The organism is Candidatus Pelagibacter sp. (genome assembly GCF_052049975.1).
In the GTDB taxonomy this organism is placed as follows: domain Bacteria; phylum Pseudomonadota; class Alphaproteobacteria; order Pelagibacterales; family Pelagibacteraceae; genus Pelagibacter.
This window is the reverse complement of sequence record NZ_JBNGYZ010000002.1, coordinates 25,178-39,976: the sequence shown is the minus strand read 5'-3', so window position 1 is coordinate 39,976 and position 14,799 is coordinate 25,178. Positions and strand designations below refer to the sequence as shown.

20 protein-coding genes are annotated in these 14,799 nt (G+C 29.1%); 8 read left to right on the top strand and 12 right to left on the bottom strand.

The annotated features are described in order from the left end of the window. Window positions 1-19 precede the first annotated feature (19 nt). Together ACTT9U_RS03855 and ACTT9U_RS03850 are read left to right on the top strand one after the other, a co-directional pair. Window positions 20-493: an ABA4-like family protein gene (locus ACTT9U_RS03855; protein ID WP_440931876.1), complete on the top strand. Its 474-nt coding sequence runs from the start codon at window positions 20-22 to the stop codon at window positions 491-493. Next, window positions 486-1,064: a 2-hydroxychromene-2-carboxylate isomerase gene (locus ACTT9U_RS03850; RefSeq protein ID WP_440931875.1), complete on the top strand. Its 579-nt coding sequence runs from the start codon at window positions 486-488 to the stop codon at window positions 1,062-1,064. Before ACTT9U_RS03855 ends, ACTT9U_RS03850 begins: the two co-directional genes overlap by 8 nt. Here the strand turns inward: ACTT9U_RS03850 and ACTT9U_RS03845 are convergent. Further along, complete coding sequence (locus ACTT9U_RS03845; protein WP_440931874.1) at window positions 1,061-1,444, bottom strand: rhodanese-like domain-containing protein; 384 nt, start codon at window positions 1,442-1,444, stop codon at window positions 1,061-1,063. The two genes, ACTT9U_RS03850 and ACTT9U_RS03845, sit on opposite strands and share 4 nt — an antisense overlap. Window positions 1,445-1,484: 40 nt before the next feature. Here ACTT9U_RS03845 and ACTT9U_RS03840 point away from each other — a divergent pair, with 40 nt between their 5' ends. Continuing rightward, complete coding sequence (locus ACTT9U_RS03840) at window positions 1,485-2,456, top strand: glycosyltransferase family 2 protein (protein WP_440931873.1); 972 nt, start codon at window positions 1,485-1,487, stop codon at window positions 2,454-2,456. Beyond that, complete coding sequence (gene bcp / locus ACTT9U_RS03835) at window positions 2,453-2,917, top strand: thioredoxin-dependent thiol peroxidase (protein WP_440931872.1); 465 nt, start codon at window positions 2,453-2,455, stop codon at window positions 2,915-2,917. Before ACTT9U_RS03840 ends, bcp begins: the two co-directional genes overlap by 4 nt. Window positions 2,918-3,034: 117 nt before the next feature. Here bcp and ACTT9U_RS03830 read toward each other — a convergent pair whose 3' ends face one another. The 5 genes from ACTT9U_RS03830 to ACTT9U_RS03810 form a co-directional block, all read right to left on the bottom strand. Next, window positions 3,035-4,336 (bottom strand): ammonium transporter, encoded by a 1,302-nt coding sequence (locus tag ACTT9U_RS03830; protein ID WP_440931871.1) that lies wholly within the window; start codon window positions 4,334-4,336, stop codon window positions 3,035-3,037. 137 nt (window positions 4,337-4,473) lie between these two features. Beyond that, window positions 4,474-4,749, bottom strand: a complete 276-nt coding sequence (locus ACTT9U_RS03825; protein WP_440931870.1) for an HU family DNA-binding protein — start codon at window positions 4,747-4,749, stop codon at window positions 4,474-4,476. A gap of 158 nt (window positions 4,750-4,907) precedes the next feature. Further along, window positions 4,908-6,023 (bottom strand): RIP metalloprotease RseP, encoded by a 1,116-nt coding sequence (gene rseP, locus ACTT9U_RS03820; RefSeq protein ID WP_440931869.1) that lies wholly within the window; start codon window positions 6,021-6,023, stop codon window positions 4,908-4,910. Window positions 6,024-6,026: 3 nt separating this feature from the next. After that, a complete protein-coding gene (locus ACTT9U_RS03815) occupies window positions 6,027-6,668 on the bottom strand; it encodes an alternative oxidase (RefSeq protein ID WP_440931868.1) in 642 nt (213 codons plus the stop codon). Between the two features lie 38 nt (window positions 6,669-6,706). Beyond that, window positions 6,707-6,853 (bottom strand): hypothetical protein, encoded by a 147-nt coding sequence (locus ACTT9U_RS03810; RefSeq protein WP_440931867.1) that lies wholly within the window; start codon window positions 6,851-6,853, stop codon window positions 6,707-6,709. A 79-nt stretch (window positions 6,854-6,932) separates the two neighbouring features. Here ACTT9U_RS03810 and ACTT9U_RS03805 point away from each other — a divergent pair, with 79 nt between their 5' ends. Then, window positions 6,933-7,418, top strand: coding sequence for a YajQ family cyclic di-GMP-binding protein (locus tag ACTT9U_RS03805; RefSeq protein ID WP_440931866.1), 486 nt, complete (start codon window positions 6,933-6,935; stop codon window positions 7,416-7,418). Here ACTT9U_RS03805 and ACTT9U_RS03800 read toward each other — a convergent pair whose 3' ends face one another. Beyond that, entirely contained in the window at window positions 7,419-7,799 is a 381-nt protein-coding gene (locus ACTT9U_RS03800; protein WP_440931865.1) for a cupin domain-containing protein, read from the bottom strand. 64 nt (window positions 7,800-7,863) lie between these two features. Between ACTT9U_RS03800 and ACTT9U_RS03795 the strand changes: the two genes are divergently transcribed. Further along, window positions 7,864-8,271 (top strand): hypothetical protein, encoded by a 408-nt coding sequence (locus tag ACTT9U_RS03795; RefSeq protein ID WP_440931864.1) that lies wholly within the window; start codon window positions 7,864-7,866, stop codon window positions 8,269-8,271. Window positions 8,272-8,347: 76 nt separating this feature from the next. Here ACTT9U_RS03795 and ACTT9U_RS03790 read toward each other — a convergent pair whose 3' ends face one another. The 4 genes from ACTT9U_RS03790 to ACTT9U_RS03775 all read right to left on the bottom strand — a co-directional run bounded on the left by ACTT9U_RS03790 (window position 8,348) and on the right by ACTT9U_RS03775 (window position 12,868). Continuing rightward, complete coding sequence (locus ACTT9U_RS03790) at window positions 8,348-9,529, bottom strand: hypothetical protein (RefSeq protein ID WP_440931863.1); 1,182 nt, start codon at window positions 9,527-9,529, stop codon at window positions 8,348-8,350. Then, entirely contained in the window at window positions 9,526-10,329 is an 804-nt protein-coding gene (locus ACTT9U_RS03785; RefSeq protein WP_440931862.1) for an outer membrane lipoprotein-sorting protein, read from the bottom strand. Before ACTT9U_RS03785 ends, ACTT9U_RS03790 begins: the two co-directional genes overlap by 4 nt. Then, complete coding sequence (locus ACTT9U_RS03780) at window positions 10,326-12,632, bottom strand: efflux RND transporter permease subunit (RefSeq protein WP_440931861.1); 2,307 nt, start codon at window positions 12,630-12,632, stop codon at window positions 10,326-10,328. The genes ACTT9U_RS03785 and ACTT9U_RS03780 overlap by 4 nt, the downstream gene beginning before the upstream one ends. Window positions 12,633-12,709: 77 nt before the next feature. Next, on the bottom strand, window positions 12,710-12,868 hold the full coding sequence (locus tag ACTT9U_RS03775) for a hypothetical protein (protein WP_440931860.1): 159 nt from the start codon (window positions 12,866-12,868) through the stop codon (window positions 12,710-12,712). Between the two features lie 173 nt (window positions 12,869-13,041). Between ACTT9U_RS03775 and ACTT9U_RS03770 the strand changes: the two genes are divergently transcribed. Both ACTT9U_RS03770 and ACTT9U_RS03765 read left to right on the top strand, forming a co-directional pair. Then, window positions 13,042-14,106, top strand: coding sequence for a putative zinc-binding metallopeptidase (locus ACTT9U_RS03770; RefSeq protein ID WP_440931859.1), 1,065 nt, complete (start codon window positions 13,042-13,044; stop codon window positions 14,104-14,106). Window positions 14,107-14,115: 9 nt separating this feature from the next. After that, window positions 14,116-14,433 carry a hypothetical protein gene (locus ACTT9U_RS03765; RefSeq protein ID WP_440931858.1) on the top strand — a complete coding sequence of 106 codons (318 nt, stop codon included), beginning with the start codon at window positions 14,116-14,118 and terminating at the stop codon, window positions 14,431-14,433. 111 nt (window positions 14,434-14,544) lie between these two features. Here the strand turns inward: ACTT9U_RS03765 and ACTT9U_RS03760 are convergent, their stop codons facing one another. After that, window positions 14,545-14,706: a hypothetical protein gene (locus tag ACTT9U_RS03760; protein ID WP_440931857.1), complete on the bottom strand. Its 162-nt coding sequence runs from the start codon at window positions 14,704-14,706 to the stop codon at window positions 14,545-14,547. Between the last annotated feature and the right edge of the window lie 93 nt (window positions 14,707-14,799).

Here is a 14,799-nt window from a genome sequence, read left to right as displayed (position 1 = left end):
TAATATAATATAATTTTAAATGATCGAGCAAATTTATAATTTTTTTACAATTGAAATGCTATATTTGTGGATCAATTGTGGTGTGTTACCTTTTTGGATAATGTTAATATTTTTTCCACAATCACTTTTGTGTAAATATTTTGTAACTTCAATTTTTCCAATAATTCTTTTGGGTGGAGCGTATATATTTATGCTCTATCAATCTTATATTGATGTTTATGATTTCGATAAAAATTTTACGTTGTACTTAGGTATTGCTGAATTATCTGAATTATTTTCAGATACAACTTTTTTAATGATGTTCTGGATACATTTTGTTGCAATTAATTTATTTGTAGGTGGATGGATACTCAAAGATTCTCAAAAATTTGGTGTCAATAAATTTCTCCTAGGTGTTCCACTTATTATTACATATTTAATTGGACCATTAGGACTGTTTATCTATTGGTTCATAAGGTTATTTTACGCAAAGAGAATTAGTCTATATGACTAAAAAAATTGAATTTTTTTTTGATTTTATAAGTCCCTATTCTTATTTAGCGCATAAAAAAATTATCAAACTTAATCAAAGAAATAATTTTATTTATAAACCAATACTACTTGGTGGCCTTCATAATTTAGGTGGAATAACTGCACCAGCTTTTAATGAGAGAAAAATGAAAAATATGAAGAATGACTGTATGATGATTGCGGAAAAAAATGAAATACCATTTATATGGAATGAAAAATTTCCAATCAATTCTTTATATTTAATGAGAGGTTTCCTTGTAATTGAAGATAAAAAAAAAGATCACTATATAGATGCATGTTTTAATGCTTATTGGAAAAATAATGTAGACATATCAAAACTAGAAAATTTAAAAATAATTTTAGATTTGTGCGAAATTAAAAGTGATTTATTTGAAAAAAGTATAAATGATCAAAAAATTAAAGATGAGCTCAAAGAATTAACTAGTGATGCTTTTAACAAAGATATTTTTGGAGCTCCAACTTTTGTTATCAATAAAAAACTTTTCTGGGGACAAGATAGATTGGATTACGCTTTAGATGAATTAAATAACTAGACGATTTTAAATTTACTCTGTTTAAGGGCCGCAAATCCTCCATCAATATGTGAAACTTTTTCAAATCCCATATCTTGCAAAGTTTTAGCTGCCAAAGCTGATCTTAATCCACCTGCACAAAATAAAACCATTTCTTTATTCATATCAAGTTTTCCATCTTTAAAGTACACACTCTCAGGATCTAACCAAAACTCCAACATACCTCTTGGAATATGACTTGAGTTTTCAACTCTTCCTTCTTTATCTAACTCTCTAATGTCTCTAATATCAATTAGATTACATTCATTATTTGATGTTTTTTCAAATGCTTCATCAATTGAAATAGTTTTTATTTGATCTAAAGCCTCTGTAACAAGTGTTGTGGATGATTTAATGGTCATAATATTGTAGACATATCTATATAATAATTAAAAAAAAGCTATGAAAAAATTATTCATAAAGCTCTGTAAATTAATGGGTTATGAAATAATTGACCAAAATAATTTTTACTCACCTACGCTTAATAAAGAATTAAATGAAGATTTATCCGCAATAAATGAAAAATCTATTGTGCTTCCTTTAGGAGAGGTAAAAATCACAAGAAGTATAAAATCAATATTAATTATTTTTAGAACTAATACTGAGATTGAAATTTGGGATCAAAATAAAAAAAGATTATTTGAAAAACCTAAAATTGAATATTCTTTAAGGTCTCTAAATTCTCTAATCAGGTCAATAAATTATTGTTATTCAAAATATCCAAATATTAAAATAAATCTTTTGGTAGTGGATGATAATTCAAAAAAAGAAAATTTAAATAAACTTGAAAAATTAATAGATAATCGTGCAGAAATTATAAACCTTAATAGAGAAGATTATAAAAATAAAATAAGACCTCAAACTAATGAAGAGACAATTGGAAATCTAGCAAGTTTGTACCAAAGCTTTGAATTAGGAAAAGAACAAGGTGAAGATTTAATATATTTTGTGGAGGACGATTATCTTCATTTTGAACCAATGTTGGAAGAAATGATAGCATCTTATGAAAGAATAGCTTCTCAATTAAATAAGGATATTTTTATGTGTCCTTCAGATTATCCCTATCTTTATATGGATAATAAAAAAACTAATATTCTAGTAGGCAATAAAAGACATTGGAGAACATTAGATAAAACTTTATGTACTTTTCTAACGTCAAAAAAATTATTTGATAAATATTGGGATAACTTTAAAAAAACATGTGAAACTAGACATGATCCTTTTGAAAAACATTTAAATGAAATTTACAATCAAGAAATTTGTATTTCACCATTAAAAAGTCTGTCACTGCATTTAACAAATGTTAATTCAAGTTATGGTCTTTCTCCTTTTATTGATTACAAAAAATTATGGGATGAAAACAAAGTCGAATGATAAAAGAAAAGACAAAAGCACCTGATTTTACATTGCCATCAACTAATGGTGAAAATCAAAAATTAAAAGATTTATTAGGAAAATACGTTGTTATTTACTTTTATCCTAAAGATGACACTCCTGGATGCACAATTGAAACAAATGATTTTAATAAACTATTACCCAAATTTAAGAAACTAAATTGTGAAATTTTTGGTATCTCAAAAGATACTATTAAAAGTCATGACAAATTCAGAGAAAAATTCAAAATTAAGTTCGATCTTTTATCTGATGAAGAAATAAAAGTTTTAAAAAAATATAAAGTATGGGGTAAGAAAAAATTTATGGGAAGAGAGTTTATGGGAATTATTCGCTCAACTATTTTAATAGATAAAAAAGGAAAAGTTATTAAAGTTTGGGACAACGTTAAAGTTAAGGATCACGCAAAAGAAGTTTTGGAAACTTTAAAATCATTAAATTAAAAAAGGCCCCGAAGGGCCTCCTTATTATTAACTAAAAGAGAGAGAAGTTAATTTTTTTAAAAGGAGCTCTTCGATGAGTAGATCTAGAGAGCCGAAGAGCTCCTTTATTACATGTAATTAGTCACGTATTGCGTAAGCGATTACACCTGTTTCAGTTACGTCTGTACCTTTTAATTCACCTTCCTTACTTAATCTTAAGCCAACTGTTGCTTTCATGATTGACCAAATTATGTATGCCACGATGAATATGAATACATTCACAGCTGCAACACCAATTAATTGTGCACTGAATGATGCATCAGCGTTTGTAGCTGGAACAATTAATGTTCCCCAGATACCTGCAAACAAGTGAGCTGGTACGGCACCTACTACATCATCTATTTTTAATTGTAGTAAAAACTTAGTTCCGTAAACAACAATTATACCTCCTACTGCACCAATTAGAATTGCTGCAAATGGTGATGGTGCTAATGGCTCTGCTGTAATTGCAACCAAACCACCAATACATCCATTTAACATTTGGATTACATCTGTTTTACCAATAAACAATCTAGTTACAACTGCTGCTGCAAGTACACCGCCAGCTCCTGCTAAGAATGTATTGATAAAGATAGTTGATACTGCGATTGCATCGTCAGCTGTTCCCATGGCTAATTGTGAACCACCATTGAAACCAAACCAACCTAACCATAGTACAAATACACCTAGTGTTACTAAAGGAATAGACGAAGCTGCAAATGGTTTAATAGGTGTTGCTTCACCAGATTTAGTAAACCTACCAAGTCTTGGTCCTATAATTATTGCACCTGCTAAGGCAGCTGCACCACCAGTTGAGTGTACAAGTGTTGAACCAGCAAAGTCAGAGAAGCCAAGTTCAGCTAACCAGCCTCCACCCCACTGCCAACCCATTACGATTGGATATAAAATTCCAGATAAAATTGCTGCAAATAAAAAGAATGGCCATAGTTTAATTCTTTCTGCCATTGCTCCTGATACTATAGAAACTGTAGTTGCACAGAAAACCATTTGGAAATACCAATCTGATCCATCTGAATAACCGGTGCCGATAGCACTAGAATCAGACCATGGTATAAATTTTCCAATGTAACCACCTTCTGGTATACCATAAGCTAGGTTATATCCAAATAACCAGAACATTATTCCAGCGATTGAAAATAGTCCGATGTTTTTTGCACAAATCACCGAAACACTTTTTGAAGTTACCATTCCAGATTCTAACATTGCAAAACCTGCTGCCATAAACATGACCAGGAAACCACAAATTAAAAATAGTAAGGTATTAAATATAAACCCTACTTCAGCAGATACTGATGTTTCTGCCATTCCTGCACTACTCATGTTTAATAACAAAATTAAACTTATAAGCGGCGCGCTTATTTTTTTTATTAATTTAGTCATAAGACCTCCCTTGTTTAGAGGTGATTTATATTTTGATTAATTTTTTTAACTAACGTTTATACAGAAAAAGGGATATGCAGTTTTTGCATATAGAAACAGCCTTAACACAATTAAGCATTAAGGCTGTTAAATAAAGATTATCTATTAAAAGCTTCTTTTAAAGATTTAGCAGGTAAGAATTTAACCTTTTGTGATGCAGCAATTTGGATTTGCTCACCAGTTCTTGGATTTCTTCCAACTCTAGCTTTTCTTTTAGCCACTTTATAAGTACCAAATCCAGCAATTTTAACGCTATCGTCATTTTTTAAAGCGTCCAAAATAGTGTCGGTAATTGTATCAAAAGTTCTCTCAGCATCTGCTTTACTTAAATTAAGCGAGCTTGAAAGCTTTGCTACTAGTTGTTTTTTATTCATTTTAGCTCCGGTTTTATTAGGTTATTTACTATCATTGTTAAAAGTGTTGATAAATCAAGGCTTTTTTTAGTAGCTGTTAACAAGTTACATACCATATCTTGTTAAATCTTAAATAAGTATTGATTTTATTAGGTTTTTTTACTTTTTGTTTAATTTAATTAACCAAATAAACCAAGGTCTTTTAGATCATTGAAGGTTGTAAAAAACATTAAAGATAACAACAAAAATAATCCGATTCGAAAAAAACCTTCTTGTGTTTTTTGACTTAGTGGACGTCCTAATAAAGCTTCAAAAGTATAAAACATTAAATGACCACCATCTAACATTGGTATTGGAAATAAATTAATTAAACCAAGACTTATTGAAATATAAGCCATCATACTAATGAAGGCTATCACTCCAAAAGTTGCTACTTGGCCAGAGATTTTTGCAATTCTAATTGGTCCACCCAATTGAGATGTATCAGCTTTACCCATTACCATTCCACCTAAGTATTTTAGTGAAGAAATACTTACGTAATAAACTTCATGAGCTGCATGATAAATTGCTTGGGCTGGACCTAATTTTACATGGTTAATTTTATCATTATAGGCACCAAGTTTTATTCCAACCATTCTCTTATTAATTTTATTTCCAAGATTATCCTCACCTTCAACCATATTGGGTTTAATCTTAAGGATTAATTCTTCGTAATTTCTCTTTACTTTAAAATCGATAAAGTCACTTGTAGACATTGTGATATATTTAGAAACATCCATTAAACTTTTAACTTCATTTCCATCAATCTCTAAAATAATATCTTTTTCTTTTAACCCTCCAACCATTGCAGGACTATCTTTTTGAACTTCATTAATAACTGCTGGAGTAAAGTCTTTACCAACAAATGTATAAATTGAAAAAAATATTACTATTGCTAATAAAAAATTAGCAAGTGGACCGCCAAAAACAATTAAAGCTCTTTGGTATAAAGGTTTTAGTATAAATAATTTTTGTCTTTCTTCTTCGTTATATTTATCAAGAATTTCTTGATGATCTGCTTGAGAATAAACATTTCTATCACCAAAAAATTTTACATAACCTCCTAAAGGAATAGCGCAAACTTTCCATCTAGTTCCTGATTTGTCATTCCAGCCAAATAATTCTTTACCAAATCCAATTGAAAAGTCTGTGACCCCTACACCATATTTTTTGGCAAAATAATAATGACCATATTCATGAATAAAAACCACTACTAAAATTAAAATTAAAAAAGGTATTATATAACTTAAAAGCATATGTTAATTTTGTAACTGTTCCTCGTTAGGGTCCTCTTTTTTGTTTAATATATTAGCATAACTATGATTTAAATCTCTATGACCTGCTTCATCATCTCTTACAACTTTAATAACATCCTTTAGAGTAGAATTTAATGGTAAGTTCCAATAATCAATTGCTATTTTTGGAGCTTTAACATTTTCAATTTTACCACTTTCCACTTCCTCTAAATACTGAGTATAACTAATCACAGCTTCTTCCTCAAAATACCCAACTATTCTATGAGCTGTTCTTGGGGAAATTATATAAACCATCAAATAAAATATTATAAAGATAAATTGAGCAAACATTATAAGAAATCTCTCAAATAATGTTGGTTGAGCAATATTAATGAAAGTCATCAAATGCATTCTCTCATTTTCAGCTTCATCTAAAAGAGTTTTGATCCAACCTTTATCCTCTTTAATTCTTCTTAAAGATTTAAGATGTATTAACATTCCACCAACCATTCCGGGCACTGCTGCGACAGTTTCTAATACGACTGCTCTATGACCATACTTTTTTTTAAAGAAAGTATCTGCAACAAATCTAAGTAATTTTGTAAAAGCTAACGCCACCCTATCACTAATATTTTCTGGTTTATGATGAATTTCTAAATTTACCATATATTTGATTTAGTTATTTTTCTAAGATTAACAATGTGTTAAAACATGCTTTTTAATGTATTTACAAATTCAATCGCAAAAAACTTTAATCCTATCCAAACCTCAATAGCAATATACTTGATTTTAATACCTAATGGAATAGCTTGTGCATATATTGAGTCAAAAATCTCTTTAGCTTTTTCCATAATAAAACTTTAACATATTAAAAAATAAATCCATTAACATTTGTGTTTAATATGGACTTATTTCATATATTATAAAAGTATGCCTTCATTTGATGTTATCAGTAAAATTAATTACCAAGAATTTGATAATGCTCTTGCAAATTGTTTGAGAGAAATTGGTAACCGTTATGATTTTAAAGGTCTAACAATTACAATTGAGAGAAAAGATAAAAACATTACAACAGTTGCGCCCGATGAATTAAAATTAAAGCAAGTTAACGAATTATTACAAACGCATCTTGTAAGAAGAAAAGTCGACCCAAGAGTTATAGAAATTAAAAGTTCTGAAGGTGCCTCAGGTGGCTCTATTAGACAAGTAAGTGAATTAAAAGAAGGTATCAGCCAAGAAAATGCAAAAAAAATTATTGCAGATGTTAAAAAACTTAAGCTAAAGATCCAAATCAAAATTCAAGGTGATGAATTAAGAGTAGATGGAAAAAAGAAAGATGACCTTCAAGAAGCAATGGGAGCTATAAAATCAATTGATATTGGTTTACCAATAGATTTTATAAACTTTAGGGATTGATCACTCATCTGATATATATTCTACATCTTTAAACCTGTTTGTTGGAAACACCCAATAAAAACCTAAAACTTCTTTACTATTATTTTGTAACGCATGTTTTGCATTACCAGCAATATATACAACATCACCTTTTTTAATTTCTTCTAAATTTCCAGATTTATTTAATGTGCCACTTCCATTTGTAACAACATAAATTTCATCAGGTGCATGATGATGCAATGTTAAATTTCCACCTGGTTCTATTTCAGCAAAACCACACGATAAACCTTTGCTACCATTATAATCTTCATCAATTAAAAACTTCCATCTAACACCTGGGTATTTTTCGTTTGTAGTCCAATCTTGATCAGACACAGAATTCATATTTTTAACAAATATCATATGACAAAAGATTATATTTATTTTTAAAGAAAACCAATAAATACTATCTATAATTTTATAATTTATGAAAAAACAAAGAAGAAAAGAATGGCATGAATATGTGAGTACAGATACTCATATAACTGAATTTAAGTTAATTGATTTTCCAACATTTAAACTAAAGCATGATGAAGTAACAATTAATGATGTCCCTGATCCGAAAGACTGCTTAATTGAAAAAATAAATCACTTTGCCTTAACTTTTAATGCATATGAAGACAACAAAATAGAAAAAGAATTTAATTCAAATGAAAGTAATTTTTATGATCAATATTTCAATGAAGGTAAATTCAAAGATTCACTTAGATATTTAAGAGCCATATTATTCTACACTCAAAGAGGAGAGCATATGTCAGGCCCTTCTGTGGACTATGATCAAAGAATGAGGCAGATAATTAAAGACATAAGAATCTTATTAACACCAAACAATTAATAGACCAGTTGATTTGTAAACAATATGTCCGCGGTTTACCTATAATTCATTACTTATTTGAAAAATCAATAAAAATCTAAAAAGAATAACTAGTGTAAAATCTAATATTACCCTCATCCTTAAAAGAAGATTGATGAATATCATTTTCAAGATTTAAAGGGTGGTAAATATCAATCCCAGCTCTAAGAGATGAAAAAAATCTACTTTCATAGTTAAATGTTAAAGCACGTGAATTTTTATCTAAATCATTTTGAATAGAGACAAAATATTGAGTGTCTTCAATATCATTAAGTACAAGTCTAGCACCTAAGAATAGATCGTTTTGATAGCCGTGGTGAGATTTTGTGCTACGAGTATCGTAAGAATATTCAACTATATTAGATAAATCCCAACTCTTTTCTAATATTCCATAATTGCTATGCTCAATACCAAGGATCAAATTTGTATAATCCTCTATATTACCATTATTATCATATTGATTTTCTCGATAAACCACTTCACTCTTATACAAAGTATTCTCTTTTGTGGCCTGAAGATCTAAACCCAATTGTGTGATTTCAGAATATTTTGGAACAAATTTACCTGAATTTAAAACTAACGCTGGGTCTTTTGTATTTCCCTCATAAAATGAAAGTCCATAATCATATTCATCAATATATCCTGACCAACGTAATGCCTTTCCAATGTTATCTTTACTTGCTCCATCAGCATAAGTGTTAGTGGTATCAATATCGAGTGCTAATTGAGGTCTTATTTTAGAAGTTGGGTATGTATTAGTTATTACTGGTAATATAAAAAAATTTAATTCACTCGTCTCGAAGTATCTTTTAACATTTATCATAGTTTGACCTTTTTTTTCACCTTCAGCCAAACCATTAGAAAAATCTTTTGAATTAATAATATCTACGGGGTTGTAAAATTCATTCTTGCCCCAAAATAATATGTTATTTCCAACTAAATAACTCAAATCATTGTTAGCGTATTCTAAATAAGCTTCATTTAAATCAATCTTTTGAGCTACTTCAGGATCTGATATTGCTGAATTAATTTTTAATTTTCCAGATAAATTATTGTTTTCAAATAAGAAGTTGTACTTGAATGATGATGAATTCAGAGTATTTTTTCGATCATCACTTTCTACATCATCAAAAAACACAGATGAACTTACTTCTACTTCTCCGTACTGCTCAGTATATGTTTCTGCTAAGGAGCTAGTATTAATAAATGTAAATAAAATGATTAAAAATCTAAAAATCATCTAGCCATTTTGGCTAATTTCTCAGGTTTAAAATCATTTAAAGATAAATTAGTTTGAAATTGATAATTTTCCCAAGCAATCACTGTCGATTTTCCTGTTTGAAGATTAGTCATTTCTAATAAGTCTGCTCTCCAAAATTTATCTAAATATTTTTGATAACCTTTGAAATGTAGTTCTTTTTCTAAATCACCTCTTCGATTATAAAACTTAACTGATTGATATAAAAATTCATCAGTATCAACATAAATTACTCTTTTAGAATAACCTGATTTTTTGTTTTTAGGAGTTGCTTCAATTAAATGACATGTGAGAGAAGTTTCAGTTAAGCATGGTCCATCTTCAATCCATTTAAAAGTATAATCTTCTGGTTCATCAGTTGATAAATCCTCATAAGAAAACTCTGAAGAAACAAATTTACCAGTACGATTAGAAGAAGAAATTCTTTTTACCCTTTTAAGAGCTGGAAGATATAACCATTGATCATCATCTTGAGGCTCTATTTTGGCATGAGTCAAAAGCGATGTACCTTTTACATCTCTTGGCTCTGTAAAAACTATAATACTTTTATCTCCAAGTGCATCATCTAGTTCTTCAAAAATTAGGTTTTTAAATTTTCTTACACTTTCATTTCCAGACTTATCTTTTAAAACCATCTGTCCCTCTACAGTGCTATCTATAAAACCATTGTCTAAGGCAATACTTTTTTTAATAATCTCTAAACCTTTTTCTTCATTGGTTTGAGCTGATAACGATGTGCTCCAAATGGTTAAGGTTATAATAATTGATATTAAGTATTTCATATTGATGCTTTCCTTTTTTGTTTAAAATTATCAATCAAAATTAATATTGGTGGTAAAAGTAAATAATCTACAACTAAAGCAAAAACAACTGTGATTGCAGTAAGCTGGGCCATATCTTTATTTACTGTAAATCCGGATTGAGCTAAAACACAAAAACCTAAAAATAAACCAATTGTTGTAGTAGTTAGTGCCATCCCCACTTTTTGGAATGCTTCTCGAACACTATCTTCAGGTGACTTACCTTTTTTTCTAGCCTTAGCATACTTCAACATAAAATGAACTGAGTCATCAACAACTATACCTAGTGTCATTGCAACTACTATAGAGACAGCTAAAGTTACACTCCCTGTATAATATCCCCACAACCCAAACGCCATTGCAGCAGGTAACAAGTTAGGAATTAAACTCATTAGTCCATATTTAATATTTCGAATTACAATTAAAATGATAAATGAAATACCAATAAGAGCAAAACCTGTTCCTTTCAGCATTGCTGGTACATCTCTTGAAGAAATTTGTGAAAAGACTTGAGAAGGTCCAGTTGATTTTGTCATTAATTCAGGTGCATTATCTTTGAACCATTCTTGAATTTGTTTATCTAAATTTAAAAATTCTTTAGTTGTGGTATTAGCAACATTTGCTGTTATACGAAGAGCAGATTTATTAACATTGATTTGATCAGTTAAATCTAGCCCGTAACCAAGTGACAATTCATAAAGAAAAAGATATTGAGCTGCTTCAAGTTCAGTAGTTGGAATTTTATAAAATGATTGATTGTCGTTATTAAAGTTTTGGTTCAATCGTTTTACGACATCTGTATAAGATCTTACACTTGTAACTTTAGGTTGGTTCCGAATAAAATTAACAAGATCATCAACCTTTTGTAAGTATTCAGGATCATTTATACCGTTTTCAACTCCTGAATTAATAGAATATTCAAGTGCATTAAGACCTCCAAAATTTTCCTCATAATAATCAATTGATTGTCTTAATTCATATTTCTTATCGAAATATCTTAAAAAATCATCTTCTAATGAAATTTTAGTAATTCCATAAACTAGAACCACCACAACTAAAGCAGTTGAAATCAAAAGAAAATTTTTCCATTTTATTACAAACTCTGCCAATCCAGACATTCCTTTATCCATAAACGCTTGTGAACTTATTTTTTTCATAGGTAACAAACTGATTAGTGCGGGAAGCATTGTTAATGTATAAAAAAGAGCTGCAATCACACCAACAAAGACAATATTTCCAAGCTGTCTAAAAGGAGGAGAGATAGAAAAATTGAGAGAAAGAAATCCTACGGCTGTTGTAAGACAAGCAACAGTAATTGCGGGACCATGATCAATAATTGCTGTCCTTACCCATTCATTTCGATCTGGAGTAATAGTCATTGTCTGACGAACTGAAGATAAGATATGAACTGTGCTAGCCACAGTTAAAATCATCACCATAAGTGGAGCAACAACAGTAGCATTATTGATATTAGTTCCAGACCAACCTAGTGCACCCAATGAGGATCCGGCACAAAGAATGATGATAATAAATATTAAACCAACTCCAAAAACACTCCTCAAAATTATTGCAACAGAGATTAATATGACCACAACCATCAAAGGTGTAAGAGTAACTGAGTCGTCTTGTCCTGACTCGCTGTATTGATTGTTTAATGGCACAAAACCAGCTAACCTAACTTTGATGTTGGGGTTATTTGCCTCAAATTTTTCTTTTAACTTTTCGGCCTCACTCATAACAAATGGTACTTCTACAATCGCATTCTTTCCAGGAAGTCGGAATAATACATTTACTTGTGAAATAGAGTTATCGTTATTAATAAAAGTATTTTTAAGTTCAATCCGAGAGTTTGCTACCTCTTGTGCTTTTGCAACATCTTCAGGAGAAATATTATCTATGTCAGTGATTAAATCTTCTACAACAAGACTGTCTTCTTCAGCATAGCTATTTTGGTAATTAGTTAAAGAGTTTACAGTTCTTACATATGGAAGAACCCAAGCTTCTTCTGTTAATTGACCAATTGCTTTTAATGTTTCAGCAGTAAAAATATTTTTATCTTTTGGAGATATTATAAAAATTAAGTTATCATCTTTTGAATAGGCTGCTTCAAATTTGTCTAAAGCAATCCGATCTGGATTATTTTTATCAAAAAAAACTCTAGCGTCAGTATCGAAATTAAGATTAGGTGCTCCCGCCATAAGTCCTAATGCAACTAAGAAACCAAAAATAACAATTACTATTCTTCTCTTAAGAACAAAATCTGCAAGGGCTGGGAAAAAGTTCATATGTTAAGCTATATCACGTATATTACATAAATATGAAACAACTCAAGTTTTATCTCATTTGAAAAATTAATAAAAATTCAAAACAAAAAACAAATTACATAAAATGCAGCCATACCAGAAAGAAATTTGGTTTCTAAAGTTTTCCCATATTTTTTGTATTGAATAAAACTTAAAACTATAAAACCAATTGCTGCTATTATAAAATATGATGGTTCAATTGTTTCTGTTATACGCATTGTTTTGATTTAGTTAAATTATATCACATCTTATATGATTGCACAATTTAAGTACTTCAAATCAGAAATATATCCTAAATAACCAATTAACTGCAATGCAAGAGGCTGCAATTACTATGAGATATAGTCCTATATAATCTATTGGCTTCATCTGTTATAAACTTAATAAATTAATGAAAGTAATAAAGATAACTCTGATAATACTTTTTGTCTCTACAATCAATACTTATGCGGGTAGTAATCATTATGAAAAATATTTTGAGTATAGAATTCAACAAATAAAATCATACATATCGAAAATTAAGTCAGGCAAACAAAATAATTCGAACTACAAGGGATCTATCGTTGAGTCTTTAAAAGGTAAGTTTTTTATTCAATATGGAAACGATTCACAAAAAAAAATAGATCAAAAAGCTTTATCAATTTGCAAAAAAAGTGGCGGTGTTGATTGTTTAGTGAGATTTAGAAATCTATCAATTAACAAAAAATATAATCGTTATGCAAAATTCATAAATTCTAAACAACACTTAGATGTAATTGGAAAAAAAATAAAATCAAAAAAAGTATCATCAGTTAGTGGTATAGATATTTTAGTCGCAAATGAAAATTATAAAACTAGTGCCAATGGTTTAACTTGTGAAAAAGCAATATCTTCATTTCATTATAATGAAGCTATAAACTATATTTCTAATGAAATAAGAATTTATCCAACAAGATTTCTTAAAGAGTCAGGTTTAAAATATGTAATGATATGTGAGAATATTTCTGGGGGTAAAAATGTTAATGTTTTGGGTTTCGCTCAAAGTCATATTGATCAATCTACAGGGGTTTTTTATTTAAATCTAATGCAATTAGCCACTAGCCCTTCTAAGAAAGAACATCTTAAAAAAACATTCCATCATGAATTTTATCACTTAATAGATTCTGAACTTTCGTTACTTATGCTAGATACAAAATGGTCAAAATTTTCACCAAATCAATATGATAGAAGTCTAAGTGGTGAAGGGAAAGGTTTTTATCTCAATAACTCTGTTAAGGGTTTCATCTCAAGATATGCGAGAAATTCTATAGCTGAGGATAAAGCTGAAATGTTTGCATTTATGATTGGAAGACACAAAGATGTTCAGGCTGTAATAAAAAAAGATGAAACTGTTAAAAAAAAATATGAGTTAATGAGATCTAGGCTTAATGGAATTTCCAATTCAATAAATAATAGTTTTTGGAACAATATAAGATAAGCTTATTATATGAAAATCTTCAAGCTATCTTTAATAATATTTTTTATTTGTATCATTAACACTTATGCGGATGATATTTATTTATCTTGTGAAAGCACTACTAAATTAAGAACTAGCTTCATAATTAATGATGAAAAAGAAATACTTATTCTTGATGGTGTTAAGAGAGAAGTTGTTGAATGGAAAAAAGAATTCATCACATTTTGGAAAAGTGAAACAATAAAAGAAATTAGTGAACCACGTAACTTCAAGCCTGATACACTAGATAGAATTTCAGGTTCATATGGAAGTTATAACTGTAATGTAGTAGAAAAAACGATGTTTTAATATGAAGAATTTTTGGATTAAATTTTCTGTTTGGTTAGTTCAAGGTGGTGTAACAAGTATGACTTTGAAATTAATTGGAATGTTTATCTTAATTTCATTTATATTTTAATCTCACTTAACAAAATAAGCTATTGATAGAATAATCAAAACTATAATTGTCCAAATTGATAAATTTTTAAAAAATATTTTTGATTTAGAATTAGATTGCAGAAAAGCTGGAAGCACTAATATTAATACTCCAATCATATATAAAACTGGAATAACTTTATCCATAAGAGATTATTTATTTTTTAAAGAAAAATATAAAGAAAATCCTACTAAGCCAATTATTACTAATCCAACAAATATTCTTAAATATCCATTTAA

Excerpts from the sequence above, each read along its gene's own strand:
- ACTT9U_RS03775 (WP_440931860.1), bottom strand. The coding sequence starts at position 12,868 with ATGCGTATAACAGAAACAATTGAACCATCATATTTTATAATAGCAGCA.
- ACTT9U_RS03815 (WP_440931868.1), bottom strand. The coding sequence starts at position 6,668 with ATGGTAAATTTAGAAATTCATCATAAACCAGAAAATATTAGTGATAGG.
- ACTT9U_RS03825 (WP_440931870.1), bottom strand. The coding sequence starts at position 4,749 with ATGAATAAAAAACAACTAGTAGCAAAGCTTTCAAGCTCGCTTAATTTA.
- ACTT9U_RS03830 (WP_440931871.1), bottom strand. The coding sequence starts at position 4,336 with ATGACTAAATTAATAAAAAAAATAAGCGCGCCGCTTATAAGTTTAATT.
- ACTT9U_RS03800 (WP_440931865.1), bottom strand. The coding sequence starts at position 7,799 with ATGATATTTGTTAAAAATATGAATTCTGTGTCTGATCAAGATTGGACT.
- ACTT9U_RS03760 (WP_440931857.1), bottom strand. The coding sequence starts at position 14,706 with ATGGATAAAGTTATTCCAGTTTTATATATGATTGGAGTATTAATATTA.
- bcp (WP_440931872.1), top strand. The coding sequence starts at position 2,453 with ATGATAAAAGAAAAGACAAAAGCACCTGATTTTACATTGCCATCAACT.
- ACTT9U_RS03810 (WP_440931867.1), bottom strand. The coding sequence starts at position 6,853 with ATGGAAAAAGCTAAAGAGATTTTTGACTCAATATATGCACAAGCTATT.
- ACTT9U_RS03845 (WP_440931874.1), bottom strand. The coding sequence starts at position 1,444 with ATGACCATTAAATCATCCACAACACTTGTTACAGAGGCTTTAGATCAA.
- ACTT9U_RS03765 (WP_440931858.1), top strand. The coding sequence starts at position 14,116 with ATGAAAATCTTCAAGCTATCTTTAATAATATTTTTTATTTGTATCATT.
- ACTT9U_RS03790 (WP_440931863.1), bottom strand. The coding sequence starts at position 9,529 with ATGATTTTTAGATTTTTAATCATTTTATTTACATTTATTAATACTAGC.
- ACTT9U_RS03780 (WP_440931861.1), bottom strand. The coding sequence starts at position 12,632 with ATGAACTTTTTCCCAGCCCTTGCAGATTTTGTTCTTAAGAGAAGAATA.
- ACTT9U_RS03785 (WP_440931862.1), bottom strand. The coding sequence starts at position 10,329 with ATGAAATACTTAATATCAATTATTATAACCTTAACCATTTGGAGCACA.
- ACTT9U_RS03795 (WP_440931864.1), top strand. The coding sequence starts at position 7,864 with ATGAAAAAACAAAGAAGAAAAGAATGGCATGAATATGTGAGTACAGAT.
- ACTT9U_RS03850 (WP_440931875.1), top strand. The coding sequence starts at position 486 with ATGACTAAAAAAATTGAATTTTTTTTTGATTTTATAAGTCCCTATTCT.
- rseP (WP_440931869.1), bottom strand. The coding sequence starts at position 6,023 with ATGCTTTTAAGTTATATAATACCTTTTTTAATTTTAATTTTAGTAGTG.
- ACTT9U_RS03855 (WP_440931876.1), top strand. The coding sequence starts at position 20 with ATGATCGAGCAAATTTATAATTTTTTTACAATTGAAATGCTATATTTG.
- ACTT9U_RS03805 (WP_440931866.1), top strand. The coding sequence starts at position 6,933 with ATGCCTTCATTTGATGTTATCAGTAAAATTAATTACCAAGAATTTGAT.
- ACTT9U_RS03840 (WP_440931873.1), top strand. The coding sequence starts at position 1,485 with ATGAAAAAATTATTCATAAAGCTCTGTAAATTAATGGGTTATGAAATA.
- ACTT9U_RS03770 (WP_440931859.1), top strand. The coding sequence starts at position 13,042 with ATGAAAGTAATAAAGATAACTCTGATAATACTTTTTGTCTCTACAATC.